The sequence below is a fragment of the Microbacterium sp. genome, from assembly GCF_047607465.1.
Taxonomy (GTDB): domain Bacteria; phylum Actinomycetota; class Actinomycetes; order Actinomycetales; family Microbacteriaceae; genus Microbacterium.
On record NZ_JASGCY010000056.1, the window covers coordinates 42,568 to 53,838 of the forward strand.

The 11,271-nt window shown below is 68.7% G+C and carries 10 protein-coding genes; 8 read left to right on the top strand and 2 right to left on the bottom strand.

Annotated features, from left to right (window positions below; genetic code table 11):
* Nucleotides 1-32: 32 nt before the first annotated feature.
* The 5 genes from QM568_RS07455 (at nt 33) to ndk (ending at nt 6,765) form a co-directional block, all read left to right on the top strand.
* The gene (locus tag QM568_RS07455) at nt 33-884 is read left to right on the top strand and encodes an endonuclease domain-containing protein (RefSeq protein WP_415137376.1); all 852 of its coding nucleotides are present in this window, start codon (nt 33-35) and stop codon (nt 882-884) included.
* 392 nt (nt 885-1,276) lie between these two features.
* On the top strand, nt 1,277-4,621 hold the full coding sequence (ileS, locus tag QM568_RS07460; RefSeq protein ID WP_415137378.1) for an isoleucine--tRNA ligase: 3,345 nt from the start codon (nt 1,277-1,279) through the stop codon (nt 4,619-4,621).
* Nucleotides 4,618-5,970: a bifunctional folylpolyglutamate synthase/dihydrofolate synthase gene (locus QM568_RS07465; RefSeq protein WP_415137380.1), complete on the top strand. Its 1,353-nt coding sequence runs from the start codon at nt 4,618-4,620 to the stop codon at nt 5,968-5,970. The genes ileS and QM568_RS07465 overlap by 4 nt, the downstream gene beginning before the upstream one ends.
* Nucleotides 5,967-6,347: a DUF4233 domain-containing protein gene (locus QM568_RS07470; protein ID WP_415137382.1), complete on the top strand. Its 381-nt coding sequence runs from the start codon at nt 5,967-5,969 to the stop codon at nt 6,345-6,347. Before QM568_RS07465 ends, QM568_RS07470 begins: the two co-directional genes overlap by 4 nt.
* A 1-nt stretch (nt 6,348) precedes the next feature.
* A complete protein-coding gene (ndk, locus tag QM568_RS07475; protein ID WP_415137384.1) occupies nt 6,349-6,765 on the top strand; it encodes a nucleoside-diphosphate kinase in 417 nt (138 codons plus the stop codon).
* 60 nt (nt 6,766-6,825) lie between these two features.
* Here ndk and QM568_RS07480 read toward each other — a convergent pair whose 3' ends face one another.
* A complete protein-coding gene (locus QM568_RS07480; RefSeq protein WP_415137386.1) occupies nt 6,826-7,437 on the bottom strand; it encodes a vitamin K epoxide reductase family protein in 612 nt (203 codons plus the stop codon).
* 267 nt (nt 7,438-7,704) lie between these two features.
* Between QM568_RS07480 and QM568_RS07485 the strand changes: the two genes are divergently transcribed.
* Entirely contained in the window at nt 7,705-10,152 is a 2,448-nt protein-coding gene (locus QM568_RS07485) for an Rne/Rng family ribonuclease (protein WP_415137388.1), read from the top strand.
* Here QM568_RS07485 and QM568_RS07490 read toward each other — a convergent pair.
* Nucleotides 10,117-10,383 carry a DUF4031 domain-containing protein gene (locus QM568_RS07490; RefSeq protein ID WP_415137390.1) on the bottom strand — a complete coding sequence of 89 codons (267 nt, stop codon included), beginning with the start codon at nt 10,381-10,383 and terminating at the stop codon, nt 10,117-10,119. The genes QM568_RS07485 and QM568_RS07490 overlap by 36 nt on opposite strands.
* 212 nt (nt 10,384-10,595) lie before the next feature.
* Here QM568_RS07490 and rplU point away from each other — a divergent pair, with 212 nt between their 5' ends.
* Nucleotides 10,596-10,904 carry a 50S ribosomal protein L21 gene (gene rplU, locus QM568_RS07495; protein WP_050723826.1) on the top strand — a complete coding sequence of 103 codons (309 nt, stop codon included), beginning with the start codon at nt 10,596-10,598 and terminating at the stop codon, nt 10,902-10,904.
* Between the two features lie 18 nt (nt 10,905-10,922).
* Nucleotides 10,923-11,180, top strand: a complete 258-nt coding sequence (gene rpmA / locus QM568_RS07500; RefSeq protein ID WP_017202370.1) for a 50S ribosomal protein L27 — start codon at nt 10,923-10,925, stop codon at nt 11,178-11,180.
* The last annotated feature ends 91 nt before the right edge of the window (nt 11,181-11,271 follow it).

Genomic DNA, 11,271 nt, shown 5'->3' on the forward strand with positions numbered 1-11,271 from the left:
TCGAGCCTGTGCGGATGAGGCATTCTCGGGAGATGCAAGCACGGCGATGGACTCGGCTCCTGCGCGCGATGAACCGGACGAGCGGCGTTGCGCGTGTCGAGCGGCTTCTCGACGAAGGAGTCAGCCGATATGACATCGACACCGCACTGAAGGAGCGGCTCGTCGTTCGCGTGCGCCAGGGATGGGTGGCGCTGCCAGACGCCGATCGGATGCTCGTGGCCGCAGCCCGATGCGGCGTCGTGCTCACCTGCGTCACCCGAGCGAGGCGCCTCGGCGTCTGGGTGCACGACGAGGATCCGATTCCGCACCTCGGCGCCGTGCGCGAGCGGAGATACACGAAACCGCACGAGAGCGTTGTGCACTGGGGGACGCCCGTCGTGCCACGGCATCCGGACGCCCTGGAGGATCCGATCGAGAACGCGCTCGTGATGATCGCGGCCTGCGAGCCTTTCGAGCAGGCGCTCGCCTCGTGGGACTCCGCGTTGAACAAAGGGCTCGTGACCAGGCAATCCCTCGAACGACTCGACCTCAGACCCGTCGCCAGACGCATTCTCGCCGAGTGCTGGCCCTTCGCCGACGCGGGACTGGAGACCTACTTCCGACCGAGGCTGCGATGGCTGCGGCTGCCGATGTATTTCCAGAGCTGGATCAGCGGACACCGTGTCGACGTGCTGATTGGCGACCGGCTGGTGGTGCAGATCGACGGAGGAACCCATGTCGGAGAGCAGCGCGCCGAGGACATCCGCCACGACGCCGAGCTAAAGCTGCTCGGGTACCACGTCATCCGCGTCAGCTATCACCAGGTCATGAAGCAGTGGCACGTCGTGCAGGATCTCATCATGCGCGCGGTGGCTCAGGGGCTGCATCTGGCCCGCTCCGCCTGAGCCCGCTCGTCTGCATCCTGCAGGGGATCGCGGCGAATGCAGTGGAGTCCGGCTCGATCCGTGCTGCAGGAGGGCGGATCCACTGCAGGTTGCGGATGCCGGATGCAGGATGCCGAAGAACGGCGTGCCGGGGTGCCGGCACGCCGTACAATGGACAGCACGAGCATCGATCCGGCCATCACCGGGGAGCTCTCGGAAGAACGCTTCGTCAGGCTCAGCGCACGCAGCCGGTCGAGGTCAGTAGAACCGAGCGGGGCAGGCCCGTCACAGCCGCAGTGAGAGTGGCCCCGCCGTGAGGCGCGGCAAGCGGGGTGGTACCGCGATACGCCTGGTCAGCAATCCGGGCGGCATCGTCCTCGCGGCAGCATCCGCCACGACTCCTGCGAGACGACATGACCTACCCCCGCACCTCCGCTTTCGGCCCTGCCGCCGACCAGGCCGCCTCCGTCGCACCGAGCCCGCGCTTCCCCGAGATCGAGCGCGAGGTTCTGGACTTCTGGAAGGCCGACGACACCTTCCGCGCCTCGATCGGGCAGCGCGAGGGCGCGGACGAGTGGGTCTTCTACGACGGTCCGCCGTTCGCCAACGGCCTGCCGCACTACGGACACCTGCTCACGGGCTACGCCAAGGACGTGTTCCCCCGTTTCCAGACCATGCTCGGCAAGAAGGTCGACCGCGTGTTCGGCTGGGACACCCACGGTCTTCCCGCCGAGCTCGAGGCGATGAAGCAGCTCGGCATCACCGAGAAGAGCGAGATCGAGGACATGGGCATCGACGTCTTCAACGCGAAGGCGCGCGAGTCGGTGCTCACCTACACGCGGGAGTGGGAGGAATACGTCACCCGCCAGGCCCGCTGGGTCGACTTCGAGCGCGGCTACAAGACCTTCGACCTCGGCTACATGGAGAGCGTGCTCTGGGCCTTCAAGACGCTCTACGACAAAGGCCTCGCCTACGAGGGCTATCGGGTGCTGCCGTACTGCTGGCGCGACGAGACGCCGCTCAGCGCCCACGAGCTGCGCATGGACGACGACGTCTACAAAGACCGCCAGGACCCGTCGGTCACGGTGTCGTTCCCGCTGACGGGAGCGGATGCCGAGGCCAAGGGCCTCGCCGGAGTGCGGGTGCTCGCGTGGACGACCACGCCGTGGACCCTGCCGACGAACATGGGGCTCGCCGTGGGGCCGGACATCGAGTACGTCGTGATTCCGGCAGGACCGCACGGAGATGCGTTGACGGGCTCGGAGAGCCAGGCCGGCGGCGCGGTGAAGTATCTGCTCGCCCGCGACCTGCTGGCCGGATATGCGAAGGACCTCGGCTACGACGACGCGGCGCAGGTGACGGATGCCGTCGAGCGCACCATCACCGGAGCGGAGCTGGGCGGGCTGACGTACGAGCCGCTCTTCGACTACTACACGGACGTCGAGACCTACGGCACCCAGAACGCCTGGCAGATCCTCGTCGACGACTACGTCACCACGACCGACGGCACCGGTGTCGTGCACCAGGCGCCCGCCTACGGTGAGGACGACCAGCGCGTGGCCGAGGCCGCCGGCATCCCGACGATCCTCTCCCTCGACGACGGCGGCAGGTTCCTGTCGAACGTCACCGATGTCGCTGGTGTCCTCTGGATGGAGGCGAACACGCCGCTGATCCGCTTGCTGCGAGCCAAGGGACGCCTCGTGCGCGAGCAGAGCTACGTGCACTCCTATCCGCACTGCTGGCGCTGCCGGAACCCGCTGATCTACAAGGCCGTCTCGAGTTGGTTCATCCGCGTCACCGACATCAAGGACCGTCTGCTCGCGAACAACGAGCAGATCACCTGGGTGCCGGAGAACGTCAAGCACGGCCAGTTCGGCAAGTGGCTCGAGGGTGCACGCGACTGGTCGATCAGCCGCAACCGCTACTGGGGCTCGCCCATCCCGATCTGGAAGAGCGACGACCCCGAATACCCGCGCGTCGACGCCTACGGCTCGCTGGAGGAGCTCGAGCGCGACTTCGGCGCGCTTCCGCGCAACGAGGCAGGGGAGGTGGACCTGCACCGTCCGTACATCGACGGCCTCACGCGCCCGAACCCCGACGACCCGACGGGCAAGAGCACGATGCGCCGCATCGAAGACGTCTTCGACGTGTGGTTCGACTCGGGTTCGATGCCCTACGCGCAGGTGCACTACCCGTTCGAGAACCAGGAGTGGTTCGACACCCACGCTCCGGCCGACTTCATCGTCGAGTACATCGGGCAGACCCGCGGCTGGTTCTACGTCATGCACGTGCTCTCGACAGCCCTGTTCGACCGCCCGGCGTTCACGGGCGTGAGCTGTCACGGCATCGTGCTCGGCAGCGACGGCTACAAGATGTCGAAGTCGCTGCGCAACTACCCCGACGTCTCGGAGGTGCTCGACCGCGACGGCTCGGATGCGATGCGCTGGTTCCTCATGTCGAGCTCGGTGCTGCGCGGCGGCAACCTCGCCGTGACGGAGGAGGGCATCCGCGCCGGCGTACGCGAGTTCCTGCTGCCGCTGTGGAACTCGTGGTACTTCTTTGCCACCTACGCCAATGCGGCCGATTCTTCGTCGGGCTCAGGAACCGGGTATGAGGCGTCGTGGCGCACCGACTCCACCGACGTCCTCGACCGCTACATCCTCGCGCGCCTGGGCGACCTCGTGCGCGAGGTGCGCGCGGACCTCGAGGGACTCGACTCGACGACCGCGTCCGCGCGCCTGCGTGACTTCGCCGAGGTGCTGACGAACTGGTACATCCGCCGCTCCCGCGACCGGTTCTGGGAGGGTACGGCGACGGAGGCATTCGACACGCTGTACACGGTGCTGGAGACCCTGTGCCGCGTGGCCGCGCCCCTCGTGCCGCTCGTGAGCGAGCGGGTATGGCAGGGCCTCACCGGTGGGCGCAGCGTGCACCTGCAGGACTGGCCGGATGCCGCAGCCTTCCCCGCGGCCGACGATATCCGCGACGCGATGGATGCCGTGCGCGAGCTCTCCAGCGTCGGCAACGCACTGCGCAAGAAGCAGAAGCTCCGCGTGCGCCTCCCGCTCGCCCGGCTCACCGTGGTCTCCCCGCTGGCCGGCAGCCTCGGTCAGTTCGAGGACATCCTCCGCGAAGAGCTCAACGTCAAGAGCGTCGAGCTCGTACCGCAGACCGACACGACCGCGGCCGAGTACGGCATCGGCCACCGGCTCAGCGTCAACGCGCGCGCCGCCGGCCCGCGTCTCGGCAAGGATGTGCAGAAGGCCATCCAGGCGGCCCGCAGCGGCGACTGGAGCGAGGTCGACGGCGTCGTCACGGCCGGCGGCATCGCGCTGGAGCCCGCCGAGTACGAACTGGTGCTCGAAACCACAGGACGCCCCGAGGGCGAGGCCCTTGCGCTGGTTCCGAGCGGCGGCTTCATGCTCCTCGACACGCAGACGACACCGGAGCTCGAGGCCGAGGGCCTCGCGCGCGACGTCATCCGCGCCGTGCAGGAGACCCGCAAGAACGCCGGCTTCGACGTGAGCGACCGCATCCGCCTCGACCTGCGGTTCGACAGCGATGCGGATGCGGATGCCGTGGCAGCCGCTTTCGAGATCGCCGATGTCGCCGGGGAGACACTGGCCGTCGAACACGGCGTGCATCGCCTCGGTGCCGACCTCGGCGACTCCGAGTTCAGCGCCGTGATCAGCAAGGGCACCTACGCCAACACCGGTGACTTCACCGTCGCCGTCAGCCGGATCGGAGCAGCCTCGTGAGCGATCGCGACAGGGCGGACGCCGTCTACGAGGCGCTGCTGAGCCGCGCGGGGGAGCGCTGGGTGCAGCCGCGCAAGGAGCGCGTCGCGCGCATCCTCGCCTTCCTCGACGACCCGCAGAAGACGTACAGGGTCGTGCACATCACCGGCACGAACGGCAAGACGTCGACCGCGCGGATGATCGAGAGCCTGCTGCGCGCGCACGACCTGCGCACCGGCCTGTTCACGAGCCCGCACCTGGAGCGCTTCACCGAGCGCATCATGATCGACGGCGAGCCGATCTCGGACGCGGCCGTCGCCGATGCGTGGGACGAGATCGAGCCCTTCGTGGGCATCGTCGACGCCGAGCTGGAGGCGGCGGGAGACGCGCCGCTGACCTTCTTCGAGCTGCTCACCGTCCTCGCCTTCGTCGCCGTGGCCGACGCCCCCGTCGACGTCCTCGTGCTCGAGGTCGGGATGGGCGGCGCGTGGGACTCCACGAACACGGCCGACGGCGACGTCGCGGTGTTCGCGCCGATCGACATCGACCACGCCGACCGGCTCGGCGGCACGATCGCCCAGATCGCTGAGGTCAAGGCCGGCATCATCAAGGAGGGCGCCGCCGTGGTCTCGGCCCGGCAGAGTGCCGATGCCGCCGCGGTGCTGCGCCGCGTCGCCGCCGAGAAGAACGCGACGATCGCGTTCGAGGGGGAGGACTTCGGGCTCGAAGCGCAGACGCTCGCCGTCGGCGGTCAGCTCATCACGGTCCGCGGGCTCGCCGGCACCTACGCCGAGCAGTACCTTCCGCTGTACGGCGCCCACCAGGGCCACAACGCCGCCCTCGCCGTCGCCGCGGTGGAGTCCCTCATCGGCGGGGCGACGCAGCCGATCGCCGGCGAGGTCGTCACCGACGGCCTGCAGTCGGCGACCTCGCCGGGGCGGCTCCAGCTGCTCGGCATCGCCCCGACGGTGATCGTCGACGCCGCGCACAACCCGCACGGCGCGCAGGCGCTCGTGCAGGCGATGGGCGACAGCTTCGACTTCGACGAGTGGGGAGTGGTGCTCGGAGTGCTCGCCGACAAGGATGCCGCAGGCATCGTCGCGCGCCTCGCACCGGCATCCGCTCATGTCTTCGCCACCGCCCCCGACAGCGAGCGGGCGGGCGATGCCGATGTGCTCGCTGATCTCGTCGAGGCGACGGGTCACCGGGCGACGGTGCATCCGACCCTCGCCGAGGCCGCGGACGCGGCGCGGGAGTGGGCGGCGTCCTCCGAGCGCCGCGCCGTCGTGATCGCGGGCTCCGTCGTCCTCGCCGGCTCCGCGATCGCCCTCGCCGAGGAGGAGGATTGGAAGTCGGGGTGGCGCGCGTGAGACCGCAGCGTACCCTCGTGCAGAAGCTCGCACCGATCGTTCTCGGCTTCGAGTCGATCGTGGTCTTCCTCGCCGGCCTCGTGGTGTTCGGGCTGAAGACGCTCCCCGAGCCGGTCCCGCAGTGGTGGGGGATCGCGGGCGGCGTCATCGTCGGACTCGCCTGCATCGCCGTCGCCGGCATGATCACGAAGCCGTGGGCGATCACGGCCGGATGGGTCATCCAGGTCATCATCGCGCTCAGTGCGGTCCTCGTGCCGGCGATCCTCTTCGTGGTGCTGGTTTTCGGCGGCATGTGGGGGTATGCGACGATCATGGGGGCGAAGATCGATGCCCGATCCGCCGCCTCCGCGACCGAGTCTCAGACAGAGAGTGAATGACATGGCCACCGAAGAAACCCTCGTCCTCGTCAAGCCCGACGGCGTCGCCCGCGGCCTGACCGGCGCGATCCTCGCCCGCATCGAGGCGAAGGGCTACGCGCTCGTCGACATCCGCCTCGTCGAGCCCGACCGCGACCTGCTCGCCGCGCACTACGCCGAGCACGAGGGCAAGCCGTTCTACGAGCCGCTGCTCGAGTTCATGCTCTCCGGCCCGTCGGTGGCGATCCGCCTCGCCGGCAACCGCGTGATCGAGGGATTCCGCTCGCTCGCCGGCACCACCGACCCGACCACCGCCGCCCCCGGCACGATCCGCGGCGACTTCGGCCGCGATTGGGGACTCAAGGTGCAGCAGAACCTCGTGCACGGCTCCGACAGCCCGGAGTCCGCTGCGCGCGAGCTCGGGATCTGGTTCGGCTGATCCCGTGCATGCGAAGAGCGCCCTCCCGGCCGGGAGTGCGCTCTTCGCATGCACGGGGCGTCAGGAGATCATGCCCACGAGCGAGCCGATGACGTCGACGCCGGCGATCTGCGCCAGCAGGATGATGAGGGCGAAGGCGAGGACGGATGCGAGCGGCACCCACACGCCGAGGTTCCGCGCTCGGTCGCGAGCGGATTCGGAGACGGGGATCGTGCCGTTGTGGAACAGCTGCAGGACGGTGGCGACGAAGGTGGGGATCACGGCGAAATACGTCAGTGCGCACCAGGGGCACAGGGTGTGCAGGACGAAGAAGCTCTGACCGATCAGCCAGCAGATGAAGACGAACGCGCCCGTGATCCCGAGGCCGTACAGCGCCCAGAACCAGCGCGGGAACCGAGCGCCGGCGAGGATCGCGACGCCGACGACCAGCGGCGCCATCCATCCGGTGAGCCCGATGATCGGGTTCGGGAAGCCGAACACCGAGCCCTGCCACGACTCCAGGTTGGTGCCGCACTGCACGAAGACGTTGACGTCGCAGCTCAGCGTCGTGTCGGGATCCTCGAGCACGGCGAACTTCTCAAGGGTCAGCTGGAAGGCTGCCCACCATCCGAGGACGCTGGCGATGATCAACCAGACGGCATAGACGACGGGGCGGGTGCGCTGCTCGCTCATATATGGATTATTGCAGCGATGGCTATGCCGCACTCGTGAGGACGTGCGGGGGTGCGGATGCCGCGAACCGCGGCACTTGGTGCGATAATGTTCGGTGATGCTCTCCTCGGCACATGCCGTGGCAGGCATCGACGCAGACTTCGGGGCCGGATGCCCCACGCGACCAGAGCCATGAGCCGGTCGCACACCGAGTGAGTTCGCGGCACCCGCGGGTGCCGCATGAGATTTCGCGAGGCATCACCGCCTCGCGCGAGGAGCAAGCCAGAGATGGCCGATGAGACCAATGACTACGAAACCCCGACCCTCGACTTCGCTGCGGATGCCGACGCGCCCGTAGCCGGCGAGGCCCCCGTCGTCGAGGAGGTGCCCGCCGTCGAGGCTCCGGTCGGCGAGACGCAGGCCGAATCCGAGGCTCCGGCCGAATCCGAGGCTCCCGCTGTCGAGACTCCGGTCGAATCCGAGGCCCCCGCTGACGAGGCGCCGGCCGAATCCGAGACCACCGCCGACGAGGCACCGGCTGAGGAGACACCTGCCACCGCGGTGCCTGCCGACGCAGCATCCGAGACCGTGCCACCGGTCGTCGAGGCGGCCGTCGTCATCGAGGAGCCGGCCGCGCCCGCCCCGGTGACCGCCGTCTCGCTCGGCCTGCTCCCCGAGGTGTTCGTGTCGCAGGTGTCGACGCAGCTGCACTTCTACGCGCCGGAGATCGTTCCGCTGCCCGCGCACCCCGGCCGGGCGTTCGAGCGCGACGCCGACCGTGAGCAGGACGAACCGGCATCCGTTCGCGGGCGTCGCCGTCGTCGCGGCGGATCCGATGGCGACGACGCCGAACCGCGCCAGCCCCGCCAGCGCGTCGTCGAGTACATCACCGAGCCGAAGGCCATCAAGGGCTCCACCCGCCTCGAGGCGAAGAAGCAGCGCCGTCGCGACGGACGTGACGCCGGACGCCGTCGCCCGGTGGTGACCGAGGCCGAGTTCCTCGCCCGCCGCGAGTCGGTCGATCGCAAGATGGTCGTGCGCTCCAAGAACGGCCGCACCCAGATCGGCGTGCTCGAGGACGGCGTGCTCGTCGAGCACTACGTCGCCCGCAACCAGGACGCCTCGCTCATCGGCAACGTCTATCTCGGCCGTGTGCAGAACGTGCTGCCGAGCATGGAGGCCGCCTTCGTCGACATCGGACGCGGCCGCAACGCTGTGCTGTACTCCGGCGAGGTCGACTGGGACGGCGTCGAGACCGGTAACCAGCCCCGCCGCATCGAGCTCGCCCTCAAGCCGGGCGACCGTGTGCTCGTGCAGGTCACCAAGGACCCGGTAGGGCACAAGGGCGCTCGCCTGACCAGCCAGGTCTCCCTCCCCGGCCGCTACCTCGTGTACGTGCCAGGCGGGTCGATGAACGGCATCAGCCGCAAGCTCCCCGACAACGAGCGCGCGCGCCTCAAGCGCATCCTCAAGGAGGTGCTCCCGGAGTCCTCCGGCGTGATCGTCCGCACGGCGGCCGAGGGCGCCACCGAGGAGCAGCTGACCCGCGACGTGCAGCGTCTGACGACCCAGTGGGAGCACATCCAGAAGCAGGTCGAGAGCCAGCAGGCGCCTGCCCTCCTGCACGCCGAGCCCGACCTCCTGGTCAAGATCGTCCGCGACGTCTTCAACGAGGACTTCACGAAGATGCTCATCCAGGGCGACGACGCGCAGCGCACCATCCGCGCCTACCTCGAGAGCGTCGCGCCCGACCTGCTCGAGCGCGTCGAATCGTACGAGGACGAGACCGACCCCTTCGACGCGTTCCGCATCACCGAGCAGATCGAGAAGGCTCTCGACCGCAAGGTGTGGCTGCCCTCGGGCGGATCGCTCGTCATCGACCGCACCGAGGCGATGACGGTCGTCGACGTCAACACCGGCAAGTTCGTCGGCTCCGGCGGCAACCTCGAGGAGACCGTCACCAAGAACAACCTCGAGGCCGCAGAGGAGATCGTCCGTCAGCTGCGCCTGCGCGACATCGGCGGCATCATCGTCGTCGACTTCATCGACATGGTGCTCGAGTCGAACCGCGACCTCGTGCTGCGCCGTCTCATCGAGTGCCTGAGCCGTGACCGCACCAAGCATCAGGTCGCCGAGGTCACCTCGCTCGGCCTCGTGCAGATGACCCGCAAGAAGCTGGGCCTCGGGCTGCTGGAGACCTTCAGCGAGGCGTGCGACGTCTGCGCAGGTCGCGGCGTGATCGTGCACCACGATCCTGTGGTCAAGCACCGGGCGCCGTCGAACGGCAACGGGCAGCAGAACCGCCGCCAGCGCGGGGGCAACGGGCAGAACCAGAACCAGAGCCAGCCCGTGCCACCGGCGCAGAACCCGACGCACAGCATTCCCGAGGGGGCGAAGACCGCGCTCGCGCAGATCGCCGCGTCCACGCGTGCGTCGCTCGTCGAGGAGACGACGGATGCCGCCGCCGCCTCCGCAGGCGCCTCCGTCGCCGTCGACGACGCACCGGCGCCCGAGCGTCCGAAGAAGGCGCGCAAGAAGCGCAGCACCGAACGCAAGGGACCGAAGACGCCGGCCGAACAGTTGCTCGACTCGGTGCTCGATGCGCTGCCCGAGCCGAAGGCTCCCGGTCAGGGCCGCGGGCGCCGTCGGGTGACGACGGCCGCGCTCACCGGCACGCCGGTGGCTGTCGCCGGCGACACGTCAGCGCCGGTCGCGGGCGGGGACACGCAGTCCTGAGGCGATGAGGCGCCGCACCAGCTCCTTACCGGAGACCTGGTGCGCGCCCGCCGCGACGAGCCGGGGGATCAGCTCCTCCGGCACGTCGTAGTGGTCGCGGTCGAACGCGCGCTCCGGCAGCTCCATGGTGCGCGCGAAGGCGTGCAGCTCATCGAGGCTGCGGTCGCTGACGAGGTGCGCCCAGAGACGTCCGTGGGCGGGCCACATCGGAGCGTCGACGAATACGGTCACCGTGTCAGCCTATGACGGGGAATACTCCTGCGGACGTTTTGCGAGATGCCCCGGCATCCGGTAAAGTTGTCCCTTGGTGCGTGAGCCGCGTCGTCCCTGACGGACGGTGCGGAGAGCCTTGCATTCGCATCCACCGCCCCGCGGTGCACGCAAGCAACAGTCTTCCCGTGAGATTCTCGGAGCCTCGTGCTCCCCAACGAAACAGGTATGAAGTGGTTTACGCAGTAGTGCGCGCCGGTGGCCGGCAGGAGAAGGTCGAGGTCGGCACGATCGTTCAGCTCGACCGTGTTCAGGCTGCCCAGGGCGAGAAGATCGAGCTGGCCGCCGTGCTGCTCGTCGACGGCGCTACGGTGACCACCGACGCCGACAAGCTCGCGAAGGTCAAGGTCACGGCTGAGGTGCTCGGAAACCTCCGCGGCCCGAAGATCGTCATCCAGAAGTACAAGAACAAGACCGGCTACAAGAAGCGTCAGGGCCACCGTCAGGAGCTCACGCGCGTCAAGATCACCGGCATCAAGTAAGACCCGAGGAGACCAGACATGGCACACAAAAAGGGCGCGAGCTCGACCCGCAACGGTCGTGACTCCAACGCACAGCGACTCGGCGTCAAGCGCTTCGGCGGCCAGCAGGTCCTCGCCGGCGAGATCATCGTCCGCCAGCGCGGCACGCACTTCCACCCCGGCGTGAACGTCGGCCGTGGCGGCGACGACACGCTGTTCGCTCTGGCCGCCGGTGCGGTCGAGTTCGGCGCGAAGGGCGGCCGCAAGGTCGTCAACATCGTCGCCGCTGCTGAGTGATCTCAGCGCGACACTGAACATCAGAATCGGGGGGGGGGTGGGCCCGCCCCGCTTGTGTGGATTAGGAGAGATACAAGGTAACCATCGTCGA

Excerpts from the sequence above, each read along its gene's own strand:
- QM568_RS07455 (WP_415137376.1), top strand. The coding sequence starts at position 33 with ATGCAAGCACGGCGATGGACTCGGCTCCTGCGCGCGATGAACCGGACG.
- ileS (WP_415137378.1), top strand. The coding sequence starts at position 1,277 with ATGACCTACCCCCGCACCTCCGCTTTCGGCCCTGCCGCCGACCAGGCC.
- ndk (WP_415137384.1), top strand. The coding sequence starts at position 6,349 with ATGGCCACCGAAGAAACCCTCGTCCTCGTCAAGCCCGACGGCGTCGCC.
- QM568_RS07480 (WP_415137386.1), bottom strand. The coding sequence starts at position 7,437 with ATGAGCGAGCAGCGCACCCGCCCCGTCGTCTATGCCGTCTGGTTGATC.
- QM568_RS07485 (WP_415137388.1), top strand. The coding sequence starts at position 7,705 with ATGGCCGATGAGACCAATGACTACGAAACCCCGACCCTCGACTTCGCT.
- rpmA (WP_017202370.1), top strand. The coding sequence starts at position 10,923 with ATGGCACACAAAAAGGGCGCGAGCTCGACCCGCAACGGTCGTGACTCC.